The sequence below is a fragment of the Pedobacter yonginensis genome, from assembly GCF_003173595.1.
Classification (GTDB): domain Bacteria; phylum Bacteroidota; class Bacteroidia; order Sphingobacteriales; family Sphingobacteriaceae; genus Pedobacter; species Pedobacter yonginense.
Map to the genome: position 1 here is coordinate 669,669 of NZ_QGNZ01000001.1, position 25,618 is coordinate 695,286.

Annotated in this window: 15 protein-coding genes; 14 read left to right on the top strand and 1 reads right to left on the bottom strand. The window is 40.2% G+C overall.

Going from position 1 to position 25,618, the window contains the following annotated elements:
- From DHW03_RS02970 to DHW03_RS02985, 4 genes are all read left to right on the top strand, one after another.
- Positions 1-2,931 (top strand): right-handed parallel beta-helix repeat-containing protein, encoded by a 2,931-nt coding sequence (locus tag DHW03_RS02970; RefSeq protein WP_240618453.1) that lies wholly within the window; start codon positions 1-3, stop codon positions 2,929-2,931.
- Between the two features lie 94 nt (positions 2,932-3,025).
- Complete coding sequence (locus tag DHW03_RS02975) at positions 3,026-4,111, top strand: Gfo/Idh/MocA family protein (protein ID WP_109924245.1); 1,086 nt, start codon at positions 3,026-3,028, stop codon at positions 4,109-4,111.
- 253 nt (positions 4,112-4,364) lie between these two features.
- Positions 4,365-5,954 carry a sodium:solute symporter family transporter gene (locus DHW03_RS02980; protein WP_109924246.1) on the top strand — a complete coding sequence of 530 codons (1,590 nt, stop codon included), beginning with the start codon at positions 4,365-4,367 and terminating at the stop codon, positions 5,952-5,954.
- 69 nt (positions 5,955-6,023) lie between these two features.
- A complete protein-coding gene (locus DHW03_RS02985) occupies positions 6,024-8,189 on the top strand; it encodes an alpha-L-rhamnosidase-related protein (protein WP_109924247.1) in 2,166 nt (721 codons plus the stop codon).
- Between the two features lie 123 nt (positions 8,190-8,312).
- Here DHW03_RS02985 and DHW03_RS02990 read toward each other — a convergent pair whose 3' ends face one another.
- On the bottom strand, positions 8,313-9,086 hold the full coding sequence (locus DHW03_RS02990; RefSeq protein ID WP_109924248.1) for an IclR family transcriptional regulator: 774 nt from the start codon (positions 9,084-9,086) through the stop codon (positions 8,313-8,315).
- A 284-nt stretch (positions 9,087-9,370) separates the two neighbouring features.
- Here DHW03_RS02990 and DHW03_RS02995 point away from each other — a divergent pair, with 284 nt between their 5' ends.
- From DHW03_RS02995 to DHW03_RS03040, 10 genes are all read left to right on the top strand, one after another.
- Positions 9,371-12,124 (top strand): family 78 glycoside hydrolase catalytic domain, encoded by a 2,754-nt coding sequence (locus DHW03_RS02995; RefSeq protein WP_109924249.1) that lies wholly within the window; start codon positions 9,371-9,373, stop codon positions 12,122-12,124.
- On the top strand, positions 12,121-13,335 hold the full coding sequence (locus DHW03_RS03000; RefSeq protein ID WP_240618454.1) for a glycoside hydrolase family protein: 1,215 nt from the start codon (positions 12,121-12,123) through the stop codon (positions 13,333-13,335). Before DHW03_RS02995 ends, DHW03_RS03000 begins: the two co-directional genes overlap by 4 nt.
- Entirely contained in the window at positions 13,336-15,846 is a 2,511-nt protein-coding gene (locus tag DHW03_RS03005) for a glycoside hydrolase family 2 TIM barrel-domain containing protein (protein ID WP_240618455.1), read from the top strand.
- Positions 15,843-19,235 carry a glycoside hydrolase family 2 TIM barrel-domain containing protein gene (locus DHW03_RS03010; RefSeq protein WP_240618456.1) on the top strand — a complete coding sequence of 1,131 codons (3,393 nt, stop codon included), beginning with the start codon at positions 15,843-15,845 and terminating at the stop codon, positions 19,233-19,235. The genes DHW03_RS03005 and DHW03_RS03010 overlap by 4 nt, the downstream gene beginning before the upstream one ends.
- A gap of 23 nt (positions 19,236-19,258) precedes the next feature.
- Positions 19,259-20,419, top strand: coding sequence for an ABC transporter substrate-binding protein (locus DHW03_RS03015; protein WP_109924251.1), 1,161 nt, complete (start codon positions 19,259-19,261; stop codon positions 20,417-20,419).
- Positions 20,416-21,567: a CaiB/BaiF CoA transferase family protein gene (locus DHW03_RS03020; protein ID WP_109924252.1), complete on the top strand. Its 1,152-nt coding sequence runs from the start codon at positions 20,416-20,418 to the stop codon at positions 21,565-21,567. Before DHW03_RS03015 ends, DHW03_RS03020 begins: the two co-directional genes overlap by 4 nt.
- 25 nt (positions 21,568-21,592) lie before the next feature.
- Positions 21,593-22,756, top strand: coding sequence for a CaiB/BaiF CoA transferase family protein (locus DHW03_RS03025; protein ID WP_109924253.1), 1,164 nt, complete (start codon positions 21,593-21,595; stop codon positions 22,754-22,756).
- Positions 22,749-23,981 (top strand): extracellular solute-binding protein, encoded by a 1,233-nt coding sequence (locus DHW03_RS03030; protein ID WP_109924254.1) that lies wholly within the window; start codon positions 22,749-22,751, stop codon positions 23,979-23,981. Before DHW03_RS03025 ends, DHW03_RS03030 begins: the two co-directional genes overlap by 8 nt.
- A 62-nt stretch (positions 23,982-24,043) precedes the next feature.
- On the top strand, positions 24,044-25,111 hold the full coding sequence (locus tag DHW03_RS03035; RefSeq protein ID WP_109924255.1) for a Gfo/Idh/MocA family protein: 1,068 nt from the start codon (positions 24,044-24,046) through the stop codon (positions 25,109-25,111).
- Positions 25,112-25,131: 20 nt separating this feature from the next.
- The gene (locus DHW03_RS03040; RefSeq protein ID WP_109924256.1) at positions 25,132-25,575 is read left to right on the top strand and encodes a MaoC/PaaZ C-terminal domain-containing protein; all 444 of its coding nucleotides are present in this window, start codon (positions 25,132-25,134) and stop codon (positions 25,573-25,575) included.
- Positions 25,576-25,618 lie beyond the last annotated feature (43 nt).

A 25,618-nucleotide genomic window follows, 5' to 3' on the forward strand; every position in this document is an offset into this window, starting at 1 on the left:
ATGATTGGATTTAAGCACTATTCTGATATGCAGATGTTTCGTTCGCCTTGGTTGATTTCTTACTTGTCATGGATTGCATCTCCACGAGGCGATAGGGCATACTTCTTCACGTCCGAACAATTCAACAAGTTTAGACCAGTTTCATTATTGGTTCAATTTTTATCGTTGCCTTGGTTCGTGTTTCCGTTGGCTTGGTTCGTTGTTCCCTTGCCTTGGTTTGTCGTTCCCTTGCCTTGGTTCGTGTCCCCACGAAACCATAGGACATACTTCTTCACGTCCGAACAATTCAACAAGTTTAGACCAGTTTCACTATTGGTTCAATTTTTATCATTGCCTTGGTTCGTGTTTCCGTTGGCTTGGTTCGTTGTTCCCTTGCCTTGGTTCATGTCCCCACGAAACAATAAGAAACACGCCTCACCATTTAGAAAGTTTAAAGCCATTTCATCACTGGTCGTTTTTTTGTGCTTATTTTATTTTCATGCTTCTGCAGTAGATATTTATGTATCCTTAAAAGGTTCAGACCAGAACATAGGCACAAAAGAAAAGCCTTTGGCCACACTCCATTCTGCCATTAGAAAAGCCAGAGAGTTAAGGCGTTTGAACGATCCATCTATAAAAGGTGGAATTAAGATATTTATGGCACAAGGTGTTTATCAATTGAATGAATCTGTTGTGCTTCGGCCAGAAGATTCTGGTACGAAAGATAGCCCTACAGAAATTATCGCTAGGGAGAATGTAATTTTAAGTGGTGGTGTGCAAATTAAAAGATGGAGGAAACTCACCCGTGCTATACCTGGCTTGCCCAAAAACGCAATTGGGAAAGTTTGGGTTGCAGATGTGCCAAACTTTGATGGGCGTGATTTGGTATTCCGCCAGCTTTGGATTAATGGAAACAAGGCAACAAGGGCAAAAAATTATAATGGCGATGCGATGGGGCGGATTATTGCATGGAATAGTGCAAAGCAAACTTGTAAAATACCGCTCCAACAAAATATCAATTTGGAAAAGATTAAAGGTATGGAAATGCTCATCCATCAATGGTGGGCAATTGCCAATCTGCGTGTTAAATCGGTTAAAGTTGTTGGAAACACAGCTGAACTCGCTTTCATGCAGCCCGAAAGTAGAATCCAATCAGAACACCCTTGGCCAGCACCATGGATATCTGAAAAAACAGGTAATTCGGCTTTTTATCTCACCAATGCCATTCAATTCTTAAACGAGGCAGGAGAATGGTACGAAGATTTGCAAAACCATAAACTTTATTATTGGCCAAAGACAACAGAAAACATGTTGAAGGCTGATGTGGTTGCCCCGGTTTTAGAAAACCTATTAAAAATTGAAGGCACAATCGATCGTCAGGTAGCTTACGTAAACATTAAAGGGCTTGCTTTTGAGCATTCGACTTGGTTACGACCCGCTCAACAGGGCCATGTGCCTCACCAAGCGGGCATGTATATGCTCGATGCCTATAAATTAACAAGCCCAGGCACAGCAGATAAACCAACCTTAGAAAATCAGGCTTGGGTGGGCAGACCGGCCTCGGCGGTTGAAGTAAACTACGCAAATTACACCTCATTCAAATCCTGCCGCTTTATGCACCTTGCATCAACGGGTTTAGATTATCACAAAGGTACATTTGACAATCAAATTGAAGGTAACTTGTTTAAAGACATCGGCGGATCGGCCATTTTGATTGGCACTTTCTCTGATGAAGCGACTGAAGTTCACATACCCTACAATCCATCCGATGAAAGAGAAATCTCTTCCAACAATGCGATTGAAAATAACCTCATTACCGATGTTACGAATGAAGATTGGGGAGCAGTGGGCATAGGTGCAGGCTACGTTAGGGGAATAAAAATTTTGCATAATGAAATTAGTGATGTTTCTTACACGGGCATCAGTATGGGTTGGGGCTGGACCAAAACACAAAATGCGATGAAGAACAATATCATCAGCGCAAACAAAATTCACCATTACGGTAAGCACATGTATGATGTGGCGGGTATTTACACCTTATCTGCACAGCCAGCATCTTTTATAACAGAAAATACGATTGATAGCATTTACAAGGCGCCGTTTGCTCATCTTCCAGATCATTGGTTTTATCTATACACCGATGAAGGATCGTCTGATTTCACCATCAAAAACAATTGGACACCAGCAGAAAAGTATCTTCAAAATGCCAATGGACCTGATAATTTATGGGAGAATAATGGTCCGAAGGTTAATCTAAAAATTAAAGAAAACGCTGGCCTGCAAAAGAGCTTTAAATATTTGTTGAACGAAAGGGCGGTTCATTCCAAACGAGCAATTAATCAGGCAAAGGATCAATCAGTAGTGTTCGAATTGATTTTTAAATCAGATAATCTGCCAGAAAGCAAGGTGTTAGAAAGTTTCGCAAAAGAAAATAACCTCCTGAAAAGTGAGCTCTACATATGGAGCAATCGATTGGTTATATACACCTCCGGCTTAAAAGTAGAAAGCTTGCAGCAAACGTTGAAACGTTTTAACGCATCTGAAATCAAGCTTTACGACCATATTTTTTACGATTTCAATAGAGCGAAAATCTGTGGAGACAAAGCAGTTGAGCAATGGGATAACATCATACTGTCGGCCAATTTGGTGAAAGATGAAAAAATGCAGCAAGAATATTTGGAGTACCATGCAACACAGTTTGAAAAATGGCCCGAAATTTCAAAGGGTTTTTGCAATGCAGAATTTCAGCGTTTAGCCATTTTTAAGAAAGACAGGCAATTGATGTTGATTATCAGCATACCTAAAGGAAAAAAGTTGGATGATTTGAATCCAAAAACCACCCAGAATAACCCAAGAGTGGATGATTGGAATGCCATAATGAAAAAATACCAAGAGGGGATTGAGGGCACAAAAAAAGACGAGGTTTGGGTGTTCTTTAAACCGATAGAATAGATAAAAAATCTGTTATCCAGCATTCCGAAAATAAAAATAGTTTTTCGCTGCAATGCTCCATAACAACAACAATAACGCTTAGAAAAATAACATCATGTTAAGATTAGGGATTTTAGGTTTAGGAGAGGGCAGAAGCACCATTTCTGCATCATTGGCGAGCAAGAAATTTAAGCTCATTCAAATTTGCGATGCCAATAAAAAGCTGTGTGAAGAACGTGCCTTGGAGTTCGATTTCCAAAATTGGACAACCAATTACGAAGATATGCTTAGGAGTGATAAAATCGATATGATTGCGATTTACACACCAGATCATTTGCATTTCGAACACATTAAACTGGCTTTGCAACATGGCAAACATGTGGTTTGTACCAAACCTTTTATCGATGATTTAGCGCAAGCAAACGAACTCCTTGAGTTAGCAAAAAAATCGAGAAAAAAAATTTTCGTGGGTCAAAGCTCACGCTTCTTTGAGCCTGCCATGCGCCAAAAAAAGGATTTTGATAAAGGTTTGATTGGTGAACTGATTACCATCGAAAGTTATTACCATGCCGATCATCGCTGGTTTTTAGAAAAAGGTTGGTCGCTGAAACAATCGTTCAAATGGTTGTATGGCGGCTTAAGTCACCCTGTTGATTTTGTTCGTTGGTATATGCCTGACATTGAAGAGGTAATGGGTTATGGGATGTTAAGCAGCAACGGTTTAAAAGCCGGATTGAAAAATCAAGATACCATGCATTTCATTTTCAAAGCTAAAGATGGCAAAATTGCTAGAGTAAGTGGCGCATATACAGGACCAACCCAACCTGCAAGTCGAGATAGTGGCATGAGTTGTATTCTCCGCGGAACCGAAGGCGCCAGTCAGGCCGATTACCATGAATTGCGTTATTCTGTAACCACCAAAACAGGCGAAGAGAAAATAATTACTTGGGGCGATGCGACACTAAAACATTATTTCCGTTTCGAAGGGCAAAGTCACCATGCAGGCGAGTACCAAAACTATCTGGATTATTTTGCCGATAGCATCAATAATAGATTTACCGCTTACCCAGATTTGAAAGAGGGAATTGGTACGGTTGCACTTTTACAGGCAATGGATAAATCAATGGAAACAGGTTTACCTGTAAAAATTGATGAGATTTTGAAGGTTAATAACATCACGAGGGAGTCGATCGGCTTATAACGGCTGGTTGATAGGCGAGTTACCAAACAGTGGTTTAAGCATGATTTTCGGTACGTGGTGACACGTGCCGAGGCGGATGATCTTCACTTTGTGGCCATGGTACGTGTCCGCACGTACCATCAACTGAAGGCTTTCGGCCTTTCGTAAGTGTGGTGTGTGGACTGACGGTAGCTGGGTTGAAGAACAGTGAGAGGGAAAAGGAAAAAATATAATAAAGGCAATCTAGCCAACAAATTACTAACCAAATAAATTAATGGGAAACATTGTAGAACGATTAACTGGATTAGATTACCTCATCGTAATCGCGTACCTCATCATTTTAGTCATTATTGGTTACCGATCTAGTTTTTCGAACAAGAAGAATAAAGATGAGAGCTTGTTTCTCGCAAACAAATCTTTGAATTGGTCGAGCATTGGCTTTAACATGTGGGGCACAAACGTTGGTCCGTCAATGCTTCTGGCCTTTGCCAGCATTGGCTACAGCACTGGTATTGTCGCAGTAAATTTTGATTGGTATGCCTTCGTATTTTTATTTTTGCTTGCAATTGTTTTTGCACCAAAATACCTCGCTGCCAAAGTAAGCACGATGCCTGAATTTATGGGCAATCGTTACGGCGACTCTACTCAAAACATTCTGGCTTGGTATGCCTTGGTCAAAATTTTAATCTCCTGGCTATCCTTAGGTTTATTTGCAGGCGGCTTTTTAGTTCGACAAATCTTGGGCATCCCGATGTGGCAATCGGTAACGGTATTGGTGGCCTTTGCAGGTTTATTTACTTTTTTCGGTGGCTTAAAAACCATAGCTAAGGTAAACGTTTTTCAGATGATTTTGCTGATTGCCGTTTCACTCGCCCTGATGTTTCTGGGTTTGCATAAAGTAGGTGGTATTTCTGCACTGTATGCCAAAACACCACCTCATTTTTGGAACTTAATTCAACCCGCCAGCGATCCAAAATACCCGTGGTACGCCATATTATTGGGCTATCCTGTTGCCGCAGTTGCCTTTTTCTGTACCGATCAATCTATGGTTCAGTCCGTTTTAGGGGCTAAGAATTTAGAGCAAGGTCAATTGGGTGTAAGCTTTATTGGCTGGTTAAAAATACTTTCCCTGCCCTTGTTTATCGGTACAGGAATTATTTGCTACGTGCTTTTTCCAAATTTGAAAGACCCTAATGAAGCCTACATGACGATGGTTACCAGCCTATTTCCGCCAGGAATGAATGGTTTGGTTATCGTTGTACTCATTGCAGTTTTGGTTGGTACAATCGGTTCATCACTAAACTCATTAAGCACCGTTTTTACAATGGATATTTATGTGAAGAAAATTAACCCACAAGCCGGCAACAAACAAATTATACGCATTGGCAGATGGGCTGTTGTAGCAGGTTGTGTGTTTGCAGTAATCGTTGTTTTGGCGATCGATAACATCAAAGGCTTAAATTTATTTGATGTATTTCAATCCGTTTTAGGCTTTATTGCACCACCGCTTTCAGTTGTATTTTTGTTAACTGTTTTTTGGAAAAGAACCACCAGAAAGGCCGTAAACTTCACGCTATCAATCGGCTCCATATTAAGTTTAGGAACAGGTGTAACTTATCTGTGGATTTTGGCACCAAGTAATTATCCTTTTTGGCCACATTATTTAATACTTTCTTTCATCATTTTTTCGGTATTGATGCTTATTGCCGTACTTATTTCAGTATTGGATAGAACACCAAGCATTTACACCATTAACGAAGAACATCAATCCAACATTGAAAAGCCCACAACAAGGGTTTGGGTTTCTTGGATAGCGCTAGCAGTGGTGATGATTGTGCTTTACCTAATCTTCAATGGCCATTAAAATTAATTTATAAACTAAGTTCAATCGATGACATTACACATCAATTATAACTAAATCATACCCATCAATATGAAAAAGCTAGAAAAAATACTTTTAATCTCAGTTTTCCTGTATTCTGCATTTCCAACTTTTGCCCAAAAGGCATCATGGATTTGGTATCCTGGCGACTTTGATATTTACATGAGCAATGTGATGCAAAATAGGCGAACGGAGCGAGGATCTTTCTTTCCTGTTTTCTGGAAGATGGATAGCCACTATGTTTTGGTAGATTTTCATAAAGAATTTAATCTCGCTCAGGCCGAAGCGGTTAAACTGTTTGTTGAGGGTACATACAATGTTAAAATTGATGGACAGGCCATTTCTGGCTTCCCCAAAACCATTCAAATTCCAGCAGGAAAACATAAATTAAGCTTAAAGGTGTATAACCAAGCCCATGTACCGGCAATTTTTGTTCAAGGTAAAACAATCGTTTCGGATGAAACTTGGCTAAGCACTTTTGAAGACAAAGAATGGATTGATGCCAGCGGTAAAACTTCTGATAAATCGGGCACAACATTCCTATCCGCAGGTTCTTGGAATATGACCGATCCTCAAATCTTGCCATCGCAATTTAAACTACCAACGGTGCCACTTTCGGCCATTAATAAAGCGAACATTAACAATGGCTACCTTTCCGATTTTGGGAAAGAAACTTTCGGATTCATCAAAATTCATGGTTTAAAAGGAAAAGGGAAATTGAATATTTACTACGGAGAATCAAGAGAAGAAGCGCTATCTACTGAGAAGTGCGAAACTTTAGATGCGCTGGATATCGACTTATCTGCCAAAAGAGATTCGGTGATGCCACTCTCCAAGGCATTCCGATATGTAAATTTTCAGCCAGAAAATGGCGTTTCGGCAGATTCCATCTCGATGTTGTATGAATACGCACCTGTTACCGAGCGTGGTAGTTTTAGATCATCGGACACCGAGCTGAATAAAATTTACGATGTGGCAAAATATACCTTCCACCTGAACACCAGAGAGTTTTTTATAGATGGCATAAAACGCGATCGTTGGGTATGGAGTGGAGATGCCTACCAGAGCTATTTGATGAATTATTATTCGTTTTTTGATGCACCCACGGTTAAAAGAACCTTACTCGCCCAACGTGGTAAAGACCCGGTAACCGCACACATCAATACCATAATGGATTATTCCTTCTACTGGTTTTTAGGGATTTACGACTACTACAAATACACTGGCGACCAAAAATTTGTGCAGGATATATATCCGAGAATGCAATCGCTCATGGCTTACATCGATGGCCGTAAAAACAAGAATGGATTGTTGGAATGGATGCCTGGAGATTGGATTTTTATTGATTGGGCGGATAAATTGAGTAAAGATGGAGAGGTAAGTTTTGAGCAATTGCTGTACGCACGCAGTTTAGAAACCATGGCTTTATGTGCCAAACTCGCTAACGATGCAGAAGGGGCAAGCAAATACAATCAGCAAGCCAAAGCATTAAAAGACAAGATTTTTGAGTTATACTGGAACCAGAATAAAAGTGCCTTGGTACACAGTAGAATTAATAACCAGCAAACCGATAATGTAACGCGTTATGCAAATATGTTCGGGATTTTCTTCGATTACTTTACACCAGAGCAAAAGTTAGCCGTAAAAAAGAATGTGCTATTAAACAACAACATCGCTAAAATTACCACGCCCTACATGCGCTTTTACGAGTTAGAAGCCTTGTGCGCCATGGGCGAACAAAGCTACGTTCTAAAAGAAATGAAAACTTATTGGGGTGGAATGCTCGCCTTGGGTGCCACCTCTTTTTGGGAAGAATACAATCCAGATAAGAAAGGGGCAGAACATTTAGCTATGTATGGTCGTCCTTTTGGCAAGAGCCTTTGCCATGCCTGGGGTGCAAGCCCGATTTACCTCTTGGGTAAATATTATTTGGGCGTAAAACCTACCGCGCCCGGCTACGAAAGCTATACCATAGAGCCCAATTTGGGCGGCTTAGAGTGGATGGAAGGTAAAGTACCCACTTCCAATGGCGACATTTCAATCTATTGCAGTAAAAAGGAAATTAGAGTGTCATCTGCCACAGGCACAGGGACTTTAAAAATTCAAAGCAAAACCAAGCCTATTGCCAAAGGTGTAGAGATTAAAGCACTTACTAAAGGCTTTTATGAAGTAAAAATTGAAAAAGGGAAAAATTATAGCATAAAATACACCGCCTAAGGTTTAAGGGATTTCGCTTTATGGTATAGAGTGATTCAAAAACTTGGGCCTACAACCTATTTTGGTATTGATTTATATCTTGAATACAGAAGACGTTAAACTATAATTGATCGGGCCTGTACATTAAACCCCAATACGTTGTTCAATTTTCTTTACGCATTTGTTTGCTTCAGCTAAAATGACATCGTTTTCGATTGGCTCATTGACATTTAGCGCGCTCAGCATAGAAATGGTTAAACAGGCGATGATTCCATTGTTGTTATCAATCCCAATCGGTACAGAGATATCTGTTACGCCAGAAACTGAATCACTATTTTTTAAATAGGCGCCTGTTTGTTGTATGTTAATTAATGAACTTAAAAAATCGTCTTGCTGTGGTTTGGAATATTTTTTAAAAATGGCGTTGTTTCTTAAGGTATTGGTTCTTTCACTCTCTGGCATGTAAGCAAGCAAAACTTTACCAGACGCCGTTAGGGGCAAAGGGAATAAATTGCCTTCCTCGATAGATAACGCAATTGGCCCCGGACTTTTTGCATGAATAATCACCATTACTTGATTCATGTACAAAATACTGAGGTGGCAAGATTGGCGAATGGTGTTTGCAAGCTCTTCCAACGGAAATTGCGCTGCTTTACGCAACTCATCAATTGGGGAGTGCCTGTGCGACAGATAAAACAGCTTTAACGATAAACGATACTTACCAGAAACTTCATCTCTTAAAATGTATCCACGACTTTCTAAGCTCATCAACATTCTGTAAATTTCATTCGGACTTTTATCAATTCCGATGGCAATTTCAGTTTGCGAAAGAGGGATAGATTGGGCCGATAAATACTCTAATATATCTAAGCCTTTATCTAAAGCAGGCGCTTGATACTTTGATTCTTTTTCTTTCATTTGGTTAGTTGGTGCTGTATCGTTTTTTTTACAAATTCAAACATACAAAATGCTTTCTTATTTTTTGTTTAGAAGCCCTCGCAAATATTAATGCAATATTAAAGTTTTCATATTTAAAAAAAACATTTATATTTGAATTAGTGCTTGTGTGTTTTCTTGGCTTCGCTAAGAAAGCTTAATTTAGAAATAAAATGCATTTGTTTCTAACTATAAGTGCTAATAACCAAGTATAAAATTAACCTATAATCGCAAAGCGATTTAATTAGCCTGAGGCTATGTGTAAAATGAGCAAACTTGTAATCTTCTTTGGGCTTTACCTCTTGAGCATTCCTGTTTTTGCGCAACAACTAAAAATTGTTGATTTAACCTGCGATTATAGAACAAACCCAATAGGCATCGATCATGTTTCGCCAATTTTGAGTTGGAAAATTCAATCCAATCAAAACAACGTGGTACAAACTGCCTATCGGATATTGGTGTCCGACGATTTGAATAGCATAAAAAAAGGTTTCGGTACGGTTTGGGATTCGAAAAAAGTTAATTCAGATCAATCCATTCAAATTAAATATTCAGGTTCAAAACTATCATCCCTTAAAACCTATTATTGGCGGGTAGAGAGTTGGAGCAGTCATGGAATTGCAGCCAAAAGCGAAATTTCTTTCTGGCAAATGGGTTTATTAAATAAAGAAGATTGGAAGGGTGCAAAATGGATAGCGTTTGAAAAAATTGCCGATTCCAACATCAATGTCCTTCCTGTTGACGGTCAGAAGGATACACATAAATACAACCCTATTTTGCCAATGTTCAGAAAAGGGTTTAGGGTATCCAAAATGATAAAAAAGGCCACTATTTTTATGTCTGGCTTGGGGCATTTCGAATTGAGTTTAAATGGCGAAAAAATCGGTAATCATTTTTTAGATCCAGGTTGGACAAAATATGATAAAGAAGCCTTGTACGTTGCTTTTGATTTAACCAAGCAAATCAAAAAAGGAGCAAACGCCATCGGTGTAATGCTTGGCAATGGATTTTACAACATTCCGTCCGTTACGGGTCGCTATCGGAAATTAAAGGTTGCATTTGGTTATCAAAAAATGATTTGCAGGTTGGCGATAGAATATCAAGACGGCTCAGTGGCCAACATTGTGAGTAATCAAAGCTGGAAAGTGGCACCATCACCGATTACTTTTTCAAGTATTTATGGTGGTGAAGATTACAATGGCAATTTAGAGCAAAATGGTTGGAACATGTCAGGTTTTAACGATCAGCATTGGAAATCCGCCTTGCTAGTGGATGGTCCAAAGGTACAGGCACAAAGTGCCGAGCCGGTTAAAATATTCGAAAACTTTGAGCCAAAAGCGATTCGGAAATTGGCTAATGGTGATTGGGTTTACGACTTTGGCCAAAATGCTTCTGCAATTATGGCCTTATCCGTTAAGGGAAAGAAAGGCGATACCGTTCGCATCACACCAGCAGAATTGCTGAAAGAAGATGGAAGCGTAACACAGAAGAATATGGGTAGTCCATCATACTTTACCTACATATTAAAAGGAAATGGGATAGAAAGCTGGCGTCCACGTTTTACGTACACGGGTTTTAGGTATCTACAAGTAAAAGGAGCCGTCCCAATGGGGCAGGAAAGTTCCAACTCCCCTGTGATTCAAGAACTCAGAAGCCTCCACATGCGCAACGCCGCAAAAACAGTAGGCAACTTTACCAGCTCAAGCGAATTATTCAACAAAACTTTCTCGTTAATTAATTGGGCCATTAAAAGCAATATGGTAAGCGTGTTTACCGATTGCCCACACCGAGAAAAGCTCGGTTGGTTAGAAGAATTGCACCTCATGGGCAGTTCGGTAAGGTACAATTATGATGTGGCCCCTTTGTTTAAAAAGGTGCTGCGTGATATGCAAAACTCGCAAACTGAAAGCGGTTTAATCCCCGAAATTGCACCAGAATATGTGAAGTTTGAATGGGGTGGAGATATGTTTCGAGATTCGCCAGAATGGGGCAGCAGCAGTATTTTGATGTCCTGGTATTTGTATCAATGGTATGGCGATCAAGATGCAATCATGACCTATTATCCCATGATGCAACGCTACATCAGCTATTTAAAAACCAAAGCCAATAACCATATTTTAACACAGGGATTGGGCGACTGGTACGATTTAGGGCCGAAAGCACCGGGTGTTTCTCAACTTACCCCAATGGGTGTAACAGGCACAGCAATCTATTTTTATGATTTAAAAATTATGGAAGAAATTGCCTTACAATTGGGAAAAAAGGCTGATGCGCAGGAATATGCCACCTTAGCCATTAAAGTTCGGCAATCGTTCAATGATAAATTCTTTGACCAAAAAACCAAACAATATGCCACAGGAAGTCAAACAGCCAATGCAATGGCCGTTTACATGGGTTTAGTAGCAGAACAAGATAAAAATGAGGTTATTGCGAATTTGGTGAAGAACATTAGCGCTAACCATAACGGTTTAACTGCTGGCGATATTGGCTATAGATATGTTTTGCGGGTATTGGAAGATGCAGGTTACTCTGAGGTAATTTTCGACATGAATAGCCGTTCGGATGTTCCAGGTTATGGAATGCAAATTGCCAAAGGCGCAACCGCATTAACCGAAAGTTGGGCGGCTCTGCCAAGCGTTTCAAACAATCATTTTATGCTCGGGCATTTAATGGAATGGTTTTACAGCGGTGTTGGTGGCATTCGTCAAGCAGATAATTCTACTGCCTTTAAGCAAATCATCATCCAGCCAGAAGTGGTGGGCGATTTAACATCTGCAAATGTGCGTTATGATTCGCCTTATGGTGAAATTTCATCAACTTGGCAGAAAGGCAGTAAGGTCTTTATTTTGGAAGTTAATATTCCCGCAAATACCAACGCACTAGTTTATTTCCCAGCCCTTGCAAAAGGAACAATCACCGAAGCGCAAAATGCATCTTTCACCAAGCTAGGTAATGAAAATGGCAAGGCAAAATTGTCCATCGGCTCTGGCTATTACAAATTTAATGTTCAATACCAATGAGAAAGCGGATAATACATTCAAATTTGACCTTTGGCAAGCCGCTTAACGACTTTCTTCAAGTAGTGGAGGGCTATACCACACTATTGACAGCACCCGTAAAAAAATGTATTGGCCTGTGCATTTTACTCTCCTGTTTTACATTAAACCTAAGTGCCCAAAAAGCCAAGTCAGTACCTCAAGCAGAAATGAATGCGATTTACGAGCAAGTAAAAACGCCTTTTAAATATGGTTTGGTGATGGTACCTGAGGATGTTGAACATAAAATGGATTGCCCAACAGTTTTCAGAAAAGGCAAATTTTGGTATATGACTTACTTTGTTTACAGCGGACGTGGCTACGAAACATGCTTGGCTAAAAGTAGTGATCTATTGCATTGGGTAAATCAGGGCAAGCTGCTATCCTTCAGTGATGCAGGACTTTGGGACGATAATCAAAAAGCAGGATACAATGCGCTACAAAATACAGAATGGGGCGGTAACTATGCGCTTGCTCAATTTGATGGGAAATATTGGATGTCTTATTTTGGAGGCAAGGAAAAAGGGTATGAAACTGAACCTTTATCCATCGGAATGGCATACACCAAAAAAGAGCCCTCTTCGGTACAAGAATGGACAAGGTTGCCAAAACCTGTTTTAACGTCAGCCGATGCCGATGTAAGGTGGTGGGAAAATAGAAACAAGCTTTTCAAAAGCACAGTAATAGAAGACAAAGAAAATTTAACAGGCCATCGTTTTGTGATGTATTACAATGCCGTAGGCGATTCGTTAGTCAACAATAAAAAAACAAGATGGTACGAACGCATAGGCATGGCCGTATCAGATAATATGGTAGAGTGGAAGCGCTATCAAAAAAATCCTGTTGTTCAACATCCGGTCGGCATAACAGGTGATGCAGTAATCCAAAAAATCAACGGCAACTATGTAATGTTTTACTTTGGTGCATTTTGGCAAGACCGCAAGGGTGCATTTAATCGTTTTGCTGTTTCCAAAGATTTGGTTAACTGGACAGATTGGAACGGTGAAAGTTTGATAGAATCATCCGAAAAATACGATGAGTTATATGCCCATAAATCATTCGTGCTGAAGCACAACGGCATAGTTTATCATTTCTATTGTGCTGTAAATAAGCAAGATCAGCGGGGTATTGCCGTGGCAACCTCGAAAGATTTAGGCAAGAGTAAAGTAGTTTTTAAAGCAGATACCAGCAAATAAATGAACAGATTCAAATTGATATATAAAATTCTGGTTATGGCGCTTTTGGCGTTTCTGGCTTCGCCCTTTATTGTGGCAGTTGGAAAAGTTAAGATGGTTACTTTCGACTATACATTGCACGCAAAGCGAAATCCTAAAGCCATTAATGTTGCCGAGCCTAGAACCAGATTAAGCTTCAACAAAGATTGGAAATTCTTTTTAGGAGAGAAATCTGGTGCACAAAAACCTGCATTTAACGATTTGACTTGGCGAAAATTAACCTTGCCCCACGATTGGAGTATAGAAGGGAAATTTGATGAAAAGAATCCCGCCAAGCCAGAAGGTGGCGGCTTGCCAACCGGAATTGGATGGTACAGAAAGAACTTCATCGCACCCGCTAACTTTAAAGATAGATTAATTCACATCGAATTTGATGGCATTTACAAGAACAGCGAAGTTTGGATAAACGGCTACTATTTGGGTAAAAGACCATACGGCTATAGTTCCTTTTCTTACGAAGTTAGTAAATACCTAAAGCAAGGAAAAAATACCATCGCCGTTAAGGTGGATAATTCTGCTCAACCCGATTCGCGTTGGTATTCTGGATCAGGCATTTATAGAAATGTTTGGTTAACCTCCACCGCCAAAATAGCAGTTGCGCAATGGGGTACGAATGTGCAGTCAACGGTGATGAATATTGCTGAAGGAACAGGTACGGCCATGCTTTCAATCAGCAACAGATTGATGAATGCAAGGGCAAGCCATCAGAAGATAATCGTAATAAATACCATTTACGATGCTAAGGGAAAATTGGTGCTCAAAAAAGAATCACCACAATTTGATTTAGACACCAGCGGTAAAACAGTTTTTGCTGATGTTCATATCGATAAAGCCAAGCTCTGGTCAGTAGCGAATCCTACTCAGTATAAGTTAATTACCCAAATTGTTCAAAATAAGCTTGTTATCGATGAAAAGGAGACTTTATTCGGCATTCGAGATGCCCAGTTTAATGCGAAATATGGCTTCTATTTAAACGATGAACATTTAAAAATTCAAGGGGTTTGTCTCCACCACGATTTAGGTGCTTTAGGCGCTGCAATTAACGTTAGGGCAATGGAACGTCAGCTCGAAATTATGAAGGGAATGGGCGTTAATGCCATTAGAACCGCACACAACCCACCCGCTCCAGAGTTTTTAGACTTATGTGATAAAATGGGTTTCTTGGTTATGGACGAAGCTTTTGACATGTGGGCGAAGAAGAAGACCAAAAATGATTATCACCTAGCTTTCGCCGAATGGCATAAGAGAGATTTGGAAGATATGGTTAAGCGCGATCGCAACCATCCTTCTATTATTTTATGGAGCATCGGGAACGAAATCCGCGAACAGTTTGACAGCACAGGCATTGCCCTAACCAAACAACTTGTTTCGATTGTGAAAAATCTAGATCAAAGTCGACCAGTTATTTCGGCATTGACAGAAACCAATGCAAAGAAAAACTTTATTTATCAGGCCAATGCTTTGGACGTTTACGGACTAAACTATAACCACAAACTTTATAAAGACTTTCCAAAAAACTATCCTGATGTTAAGTTCTTAGCCACCGAAACGACTTCAGCGTTGGAAACGAGAGGTTTCTATGATACCGCCGATACCATCAGAAAATGGCCTCGCGATGGAAAAACCAAGTTTGTGGAAGGCAACGCAGAATGGTCGGCTTCAGCGTACGATAATGTTTCTGCCTATTGGGGATCTACACATGAAGAAACTTTAAAGGAAGCAAAAAAATACAATCATGTATCTGGAATTTTTGTTTGGACGGGATTTGATTATTTAGGTGAACCTTTGCCATATCCATGGCCTGCAAGAAGTTCTTATTTTGGTATTGTCGATTTAGCGGGTTTCCCGAAAGATTCTTATTATCTATATCAAAGTGAATGGACGAACAAGCCGGTGTTGCACATTTTGCCGCACTGGAATTGGGAAAAAGGTAAAACCGTTCAGGTTTGGGCGTATTACAACAATGCCGATGAAGTAGAGCTCTATTTGAATGGAAAATCGCTCGGTAAAAAAAGCAAGCAAGGAGAAGATTTACATGTTCAATGGGATGTTAATTATGAACCAGGAACGGTAAAAGCAATCTCTCGCAAAGGTGGGAAAGAGGTTTTGGTTACTGAAGTGAAAACCGCTGGCCCAGCAGCCAAAATTCAATTAATTGCCGATCGAAATCACATTAAGGCAGATGGAAAGGATTTATCTTTTGTTACCGTTCGGGTATTAGATGCTGTGGGTAATCTTGTGCCCAATGCCGACCAATTAGTTAATTTTAAGATAGAAGGAAGTGGTTTCATTGCTGGCGTTGATAATGGTTTTCAGGCGAGCTTAGAGCCATTCAAAGCGAATTATCGCAAGGCTTTCCACGGTCTGTGTTTGGCGATTGTACAAGCAAAAGAAAAAGAAGGCACCATAAAGCTCACAGCCACCGCAAAAGGTTTAAGTTCCTCATCTATAATTATTAACGTAAAGAAATGATGAGGAGATTGAATTTTCATAGCGCAACTAAAGCGAGGGAACTTAAACAGTTTTCTAATGAGGGGAGTGGTCGCCCAATCGCCATTAAACCTATTCAATTTTTGGCGTTAGGGATTGTATTTTTCTTGTTCAGCACACATGTTTCCGCCCAACTGGTAGATAAAACGCCTACAGCCGTTCAAAAGGTTCCAGAAATATACCACAAAGAACCATGGGAAGATCCATTGGTTAGTGGCATTAATCGGGATGCATCCAGAGCAACGGCTTATTCTTTCACCAGCATCGAAAATGCAAAAACAGGTAATAGAGACTTGTCAACACGAATGCTTTCGTTAAATGGCGATTGGGATTTCTCCTTTGCACTCAAACCTGCTGATGCGCCTAAAGATTTCTACAAAGCACGCGTTAGTGGATGGAAAAAGATTGAGGTACCCTCAAATTGGGAAATGAAAGGCTACGATAAACCCATTTATAAAAGTGCCGTTTATCCCTTTCGTCCTGTTAATCCGCCAAATCCACCAATGGATTATAATGGCGTTGGAAGTTATCAACGTACTTTTTCTATTCCAAACCAATGGAAAGACCTGAACATCACCCTGCATTTTGGCGGCGTAAGTTCGGGATACAAAGTTTGGTTAAACGGTAAGTTTTTGGGTTATGCAGAAGATAGTTTCCTCTCCTCTGAATTTAACATTACACCATATTTACAGGACGGAGAAAATATTTTATCGGTTCAGGTAATGCGTTGGACGGACGGAAGCTTCCTAGAAGATCAAGATCATTGGCGCTTGAGCGGTATCCACCGCGAAGTAATGCTCTTGGCCGAGCCTAAACTGCGGATTGCAGATTTTTTTGTGCAAACCAGATTAGATGATGATTATCAGGATGCTACTCTAAGCATCCGCCCGCGAATTGAAAACCTAACAGGTAAGGAAATTAAAGGCTATAAAATCAAGGCTTCATTGTTTAATCAATCGGGGAAAGACGTTCTTGCAAAGCCATTGGAACGTAGTGCCGAAAGCATCATAAACGAGATTTGGCCACGATTAGATAACGTTAAATTTGGTTTGCTCGAAGCAAAAATTAAAAATCCTTTAAAATGGAGTGATGAAGTGCCAAATCTTTATACTTTAACCATTTCTTTAGAAGATAGTTTAGGCAGAACTTTAGAAGTTAAAACCTGTAAAGTGGGCTTTAGAAGTATTGAGTTTTCCAAAACCAATGGAAAGTTATTAATCAATGGAAAGGAAACCTACCTATATGGAATTAACCGCCCAGATCATCACCCAACCAAAGGCAAGGCACTAAGTCGTGAGGATATTCTGCAAGATATTTTGACCATAAAGCGCTTCAATTTCAATTGCATCCGCACCAGTCATTACCCGATGGATCCCTACTTATACGATTTATGCGATGAGTTTGGCATTTTGGTTATCGATGAAGCCAATTTAGAAACGCATGGTTTGGGTGGCAAATTAAGCAACGATCCAACATGGACAGCCGCTTATTTAGAACGCAGCAGCCGAATGGTGATGCGTGATAAAAACCATCCGAGCATCATCATTTGGAGTTTGGGCAACGAAAGTGGAAGAGGGCCAAACCATGCAGCCATGTCGGCTTGGATCCACGATTTCGATATTACCCGCCCAGGACATTATGAGCCTGCAATGGGAAATCCACGTTTAGAAGGATATATGGATCCGAGTAATCCAGCTTACCTAAAACCAAACGATCATTCTCACCGTTTGCAAAACCCACAAGATGAGCCCTATATCGATATTGTGAGCCGAATGTACCCAAGTATCTACACCCCAAAAATGTTGGCAGAGCAAGCAAATGGAGATCATCGCCCAATATTCTTTGTAGAATATGCACATGCCATGGGCAATTCGGTGGGGAATATGAAAGACTTTTGGGATGTTTTCCGCTCTACACCACGAATAATTGGAGGGGCCATTTGGGAATTTAAAGATCAAGGCATTTTAAAAACCGATAGCGCAGGTATTCCATTTTATGCCTATGGCGGCGATTTTGGAGAAAAATATTTTGATAATTTCACCATCAAAGGCGTAGTAAATTCTGATGGAACACCAAAAGGTGCCATGTATGAGTGCAAACGCGTGTATCAAGGTGCCGAAAGTACATTAACAGATGCAAAAAAGGGGATGATTCAGATGATCAATCGACATTCCGTTAAAAACCTAAACAACTACGAGGTGTACTTAATTGTACGTAAAGATGGATTGGTAATCAGCAAAAAATCGCTACCTAAAATTAATCTTCCGGCAGGGAAAGATACCGTATTGAACATTGGGTCTTATTTACCAAAAATGCTAAGCGGTTCAGAATATTTGGCTGACATTCATTTTGTATTGGCAAAAGATGAACTTTGGGCTCCTAAAGGCTTCGAGTTGGCCAGTAATCAGTTTGTTTTAACCGGCTTGGTGCAGGGTGAGTCTTCCGCTAAAATATCACCTCCCAAATCTACATCCAATGCAGCATTCGAAGTATTTTCTGGCCAAAGCTTCGAGATTAAAATTAGTAAAGAAAATGGAGCGCTTACCTCATATAAATGGAAAGGGGTTGAACAAGTTTTCGCTCCCTTGTTGCCACATTTTACTCGCCCTTTAACCGATAACGATAAAAGAGGTTGGAAATCGAACAAGAAATTAAAACAATGGTATCAAAACGATTTGAAGTTTTTAGGCACCTCCGTAGTTAAATTGGATAATGCAATTGGCTCAGGTACAGTCATCGTTAGTAAATACAGCTTCGTTCAAGATAGTGCAACCGTCCAAGTTCGATATACAATTTCAAGTACCGGCAACATTAAAGTAGATTATGAATTAACGGTAAAGCCTGGTTTACCCAATATCCCTAAAGTAGGCATGCAAATGGGTATTTTGAGAAGTTTAGATAAGGTCAGTTGGTATGGAAGGGGACCAATGGAAAACTACATCGATAAAAATTACGGTACGGATGTCGGGATTTTTAGCAAACCAATTGTTGATTTTATGGAAAATTACGCTGTACCTCAAGAAAATGGCAACCGTACCGATGTAAGATGGATGTACTTTTCCAATCCCACAAAAAAAGCAGGTTTACTATTTGTTGCAGATGCATTGTTGAGTATGAGCGCATGGCCTTACACAGAAGAAAACATTCAACAGGCCAAGCATACCAATAAGCTGAAAGACGCAGGTTACCTAACTGTAAATGTAGATTTAATTCAGATGGGCGTTGGTGGAAATGACAGCTGGAGCGATGTTGCCGCACCCTTACCAAAATATCAAATACCATCAAAAAATTATAGCTATAGTTTTTATTTATGCCCATTTGAGGGTAACAACGCGGGTATAACTGCAAAAGTTAAAGGAATGAAATACTAACATGAAACATTAAAATTAATCCGTTGAAGAAGACAATTAACTTAAAAGGAATTACTTGGAACCACACGCGTGGCTTTGTGCCCATGGTGGCTACCGCACAAAGATTTTCCGAAATTAACCCGCATGTGCAAATCACTTGGGAAAAACGAAGTTTGCAACAATTCGCAGATTTTTCCATTCAAGAGTTGGCTGAGCGGTTTGATTTATTGGTAATCGATCATCCTTGGGCAGGGTTTGCTTCAAAAACCAATTCAATTGTTCCTTTAAATCAATACTTATCGGCTGATTATCTGAAAGATCAAGAAGAAAATTCGGTAGGCGCATCTTACCAAAGTTATCATTTCGATCATCAACAATGGGCATTACCAATTGATGCAGCCACTCCGGTAGCATCCTCCCGCCCAGATTTATTTGAGGAAAAAGGCTTAGCGCTCCCAAAATCTTTCGAGGATCTACTCGCTTTATCCGATCAGGGTTTAGTCGCTTTTGCAGGCATCCCCATCGATGTTTTAATGAATTTTTATACGCTGTGCTGTTCTTTAGGTGAAGATCCATGTCAGGATAATGAAGTTGTAATTTCCAGTCAAATTGGCGTCAGAGCACTTCAAATGTACCGCCAGCTGGCCAGCAAAATGGACGAGGCAAACTTTCATCGCAACCCCATTCAGATTTATGAAGCCATGACCTTAAGCGACGAAATTGCATATTGCCCTTTCGCCTATGGCTACTCTAATTATTCTAGAAATGGCTACGCGCGCAAGGCCTTACACTTTCACGATATGATTTCATTGGATGGCAAAACCAATTTAAAAAGTACTTTGGGTGGAACGGGTTTGGCCATTTCATCCAAATGCACTGCATTGGACACTGCGGTGCAATACGCTGAATATGTAGGCGCTGCAAGTTGCCAAAAAGGTCTGTTTTTCGAAAGTGGCGGACAGCCAGGGCACCTAGTGGCTTGGAAAGATGAAGAAGTGAATAGGCAAAGTCAAAATTATTTTGCAAATACATTACCTGCATTAGAAAGGGCTTTCCTTCGCCCACGTTACCACGGATCTATGTTTTTTCAGGATCATGCTGGCGATGTGGTGAGAGATTATTTGATGAAAGGTGGCAGCGAAAAAGAAGTTCTTGAAGATCTAAATAAATTATATAAACAATCTAAAAGTTTAATTTTAGCATGAGCAAACCATTAGAAGGGGTATTGGTTTTAGAATTTTGCCAGTTTTTGGCAGGGCCATCTGCAGGGCTAAAACTTGCAGATTTGGGTGCGCGTGTAATTAAAATTGAACGTCCAAAAGGCGGGGATGCCTGTAGGCAATTGGCCATAAAAAACCTCTTTTTAGAAGATGATAGCTTGCTCTTTCACACCATTAATAGAAATAAAGAAAGTTATGCCGCCGATTTGAAAAATCCTGAGGATTTATCGAAGCTGAAAAAGCTGATTGCAAAGGCAGATATTATGACCCATAATTTCAGACCCGGTGTGATGGAAAAAATCGGTTTGGATTATGAAAATGTTAAAGCGCTAAATCCGCAGATCATTTATGGCATGGTAACGGGCTATGGCACAAAAGGCCCTTGGAAAAACAAACCTGGTCAAGATTTACTTGTTCAGTCCGTTTCTGGATTAACCTATCTGTCTGGTGCTGATGTAGATGGTCCGGTTCCGTTTGGATTATCTGTTTCTGATATCATGTGCGGAAATCATTTGGCCCAAGGACTAATGGCAGGATTGATTAAAAGAGCCAGAACCCAAAAAAGTGTTTTGGTAGAAGTGAGTTTGCTCGAATCCATTCTTGATGTGCAATTTGAAGTGCTTACAACCTATCTTAATGATGGAGGAAAATTACCTGAACGCAGTTCGGCGAGGGGAAGCGCTCATGCCTATTTGAGTGCCCCTTATGGCATGTACGAAACCAAAAATGGCTACCTAGCCTTGGCTATGGGCAATTTAGAAAGCATCAGCAGTTTGATGGCCTGCAACATTGCCGATTTGTATAAGCATACAAATGCAGCATTCGACAATCGCGATCAGCTCATTTTGCGTTTTGCAGAGACATTTAAAACAGAAAATACGGCCTATTGGCTAAATATCTTGGAGCCGAATGGCATTTGGTGTGCGGAAGTTTTAAATTATCAACAAGCCACCGAGTTAAAGGCCTATAAAGCTTTAGATATAGAACAACAGATTGATTTAGGTAATGGAAAATCGATGAAGACAACGGCGAGCCCGATTAGGTTAAACGGCAATAAGTTAACATCGCCCAAACCCGCCCCAAAATTGGGTTTCAACAATCAGGAGATTAGTCAAGAGTTCGGAATAAATTGAAAATGATTTTAAAGGAAATAAAATAATGCGCCCGCTAGAAGATTATTTAGTGATAGATTTCAGTCAGTTCCTTTCAGGTCCCTCGGCAAGCTTACGCCTCGCCGATATGGGTGCTCGGGTTATTAAAATTGAAAGGCAAGGAGTAGGTGATATTTGTCGCACGCTGTACACTTCCAACCTCATTATGAATGGCGAATCTTCTGTTTTTCATGCCATAAACCGCAATAAAGAAAGTTTCGAAGTCGATTTAAAAAATGAGGAAGATTGCGAAATGGTGCGCGAACTGCTAAAAAAAGCAGATGTGATGACTCATAATTTCCGCCCTGGCGTGATGGATCGATTGGGTTTTGATTATGCATCGGTTTCGGCATTAAATCCAACCATCATCTATGGCGAAATATCTGGGTATGGCAACAATGGCGAATGGAAAAATAAACCTGGGCAAGATTTACTCTTGCAATCTGTAACGGGATTAACCTCATTATCAGGCAACGCCGATACTGGCCCAATGGCCATGGGCTTATCCATTGTAGATATGTTGGCCGGTGCGCATTTAGCGCAAGGACTTTTGGCCTGTTTGTATCGCAAGGCAATCAAAAACGAAGGCGCTTTGATACAAGTAAGCATGATGGAATCTGCATACGATTTTCAGTTTGAAACCATAACCACATTCATGAACGATGGTGGTGCATTACCAGAACGATCTTTAAAAAATAATGCAAATGCCTATTTAGGTGCACCATATGGAATATACAAAACCAAAAATGGCCATTTGGCGCTTGCAATGGCCTCATTACCTGCACTTGGAGATTTATTGAAATGTGCAGATTTGCTAAAATATTCCGATTTAAAAGCATCATTTGACAAACGTGATGAAATTAAAGGAATTTTGGCTGAGCATCTTTTAACGGCAGAAACTTCAACTTGGCTTTCAGTTTTAGAGCCTGCTGATATTTGGTGTGCCGATGTGTTAAACTGGCAAGAATTGATGGAGCACGATGGTTTTAAAGTTTTGGATATGATCCAAGAAGTAGAAATGCTAGACGGATATCAATACAAAACTACCCGCTGCCCAATACGGATTGATGGAGAATTATTAACTTCATCAAAAGGTTCTCCTAAATTAGGGCAGGATAACCAAAGTATAATTAAAGAATTCATCACCTTAAATCCCGTTGATAATGCCTAAGCAAGATACCTTCAAGATTGCCGTACGGAAATTTGCGCCATTTGAAACGGCTATGCAGAAATTTTGGGACAAGTTTTGTGCAATTTCTGGCTGTAATCTGGAATTGGAAATGGTGGTGATGGATTTACACGAATTATACGACCGCACCATCACGAAAAAGGGAATGGCTAGTGGCGATTTTGACATAGCTCACATCAATACCGATTGGATTTATGAAGGTTATCTAAATCAGGATTTTGAAATCTTAAATCCATACATTAATAAAAATAAGCCCGATGATTTTCCGAGAGGATGGAGCAAATCGCTTTTAAGCTTGCAGCGTTTCGGTTGGGAGGTGGTGGGTCTGCCCTTCCACGATGGTCCAGAATGTTTAATTTACAGGAAAGATTTATTTGACAGTGAAGTTGAGCAGGAACGCTATTTTAAGCAATATGGAAAGGCATTAAGCATCCCAAAAACTTGGGAAGAGTTCCACCAAATTGCTCGATTTTTCAATCGCCCGGCAGATCATTTGTTCGGGTGCATTTTTGCCTGCTATCCAGATGGACACAATACCGTTTTTGATTATTGCCTTCAACTGTGGACGAGGGGCGGAGATCTGTTGGATAAATCAGGCAATGTGAACGTCGATACTCCAGCCTCAATAGAAGGCTTAACATTTTATAGAAGCATGGTGAACGATAAAAATGCGGTGCATCCTGCTTCGGCACAGTTTGATTCTGTAGGCGCTGGACTGGCTTTTATGAATGGTGAGGCCGCAATGATGGTTAATTGGTTCGGTTTTGCCGCGATGTGCGAGGTAGATAAAAATTCAAAAGTAAAAGGTAAAATTGATGTGGATGTTTTACCATCAAATGCCGATCAAAGCTCCGCATCATTGAATGTATATTGGCTCTACACCATTGCCAAGGGTAGTAAACATAAAGACCTTGCCTATGACTTTCTTCGCTTTGCAATCCATGCAGATAACGATAAGTTGCTCACTTTAGAAGGCGGGATAGGCTGTAGAATCTCCACTTGGAATGATGCAGAAATCAATTCAATCATTCCATATTACAATAAGTTGGAAAGTTTACACGCAGTTGCTAAAATGTTGCCTCAAAAGCAAAACTGGGCTTCAATGGCAGCCGTTATTGATGAAATGGTTTTAAGTGCCATTAACAGCGATCAGGAGATTGAAGAGATTGCGCAAATGGCGCAGGCGAAAATTAATAAGTTAGTTTAATTTGGTTCTTTTAAATCGATTATCGACAGCAATTGGAAGCAACTAAATATTAAGATTTAAAAATGAGTATTGATATAAAATATAAACCTGGGTTACCAAAAACCACACAGCCCATCATCATTATTGGCGCGGGCGGTATTGTAGCCGATGCGCATTTGCCGGCTTACAAAATTGCTGGCTTTACCGTGCATGGAATTGTAAATAGGACGAAAGAAAGGGCTCAAAAATTAGCCGATCGGTTTGGGATTGAGCATGTTTACGATACGCTAGCAGAAGCCGTTGTAAGTGCACCCGCAAATACCGTTTACGATTTAACGATTATGCCAGAACAGTACATTGAAACCTTAAAGCAATTGCCTAGTGGGAGCGCGGTTTTAATTCAGAAGCCAATGGGCGATGATTTTGAGCAAGCACAAGCCATTCTGGATTTGTGTAAAGAACGAAATTTTAAGGCTGCTGTTAACTTTCAATTGCGATATGCGCCTTTTGTAAGTGCTGCTAAGTTTTTGATTGATGCAGGTTTAATTGGTGAATTATACGATATGGAAGTCCGCGTGACCATAAAAACGCCATGGGAAATTTTTCCGCATGTAATTGTTCATCCGCGTTTAGAGATTCAATACCACAGCATTCATTATGTGGATTTAATTCGCTCATCTTTGGGTAATCCAATATCCGTATTGGCAAAAACGTTAAAACATCCCGCTAAAAACTTATCCTCATCACGATCAACGATATTATTTGATTATGGAGATACCATGCACGCGGTAATCAATACCAATCACGACCATGATTTCGGATCTAAACATCAAGAAAGCTATATTAAATGGGAAGGTACAAAAGGTGCTATAGTGGCTAAAATAGGTTTGCTAATGGATTACCCTCATGGCGTACCCGACGTTTTTGAATATTGCGTGGTTGAAGAAGGTAAAGCACCAGAATGGATTACCGCAAAACTTGAAGGATCGTGGTTTCCAGAGGCTTTTATTGGAACAATGGCGAATTTAATGTGCTACAATGAAGGTTCTACCGATGTTTTAAACACAAGTGTTGACGATGTCATTCAAACGATGGCTGTTGTCGAAAGTGCCTATCAATCTAGCGATATTGGAGGTGTAAAAGTTAAATAGGCAAAAATAAAATTATTACCATGTACTTTAAATCAACATTTTTCGAAGATTACCAATTACAGGAAAAACGCATAACCCTAGGCCGTACCATTACCGAAACGGATTTTATTATTCATGCAGGTCACACAGGCGATTTCTTTCCACACCACATGGATGCCGAATGGTGTGCTACACAGCCATTTAAACAGCGGATTGCCCATGGAACGATGATTTTTAGCGTCGGGATTGGATTAACCGCCTCGGAGATTAATCCAGAAGCCATGTCTAAAGGCTACGATAAGCTGCGTTTTTTAAAACCTGTTTTTATTGGCGATACCATTCACTCCGAAATTTCAATTTCAGAGAAAGGAGAAAGCAAGCGACCAGAATATGGTACCGTAACCGAACATGTCGAAATAATCAATCAGCATGGAGAAGTTGTTTTGGTATGCGATCATCTCTTGGTTGTCAAAAAGAAGAAATAGCCACTTCTAACGAAACTTTCTTTCAAGGGAATAGCGAAGCAAA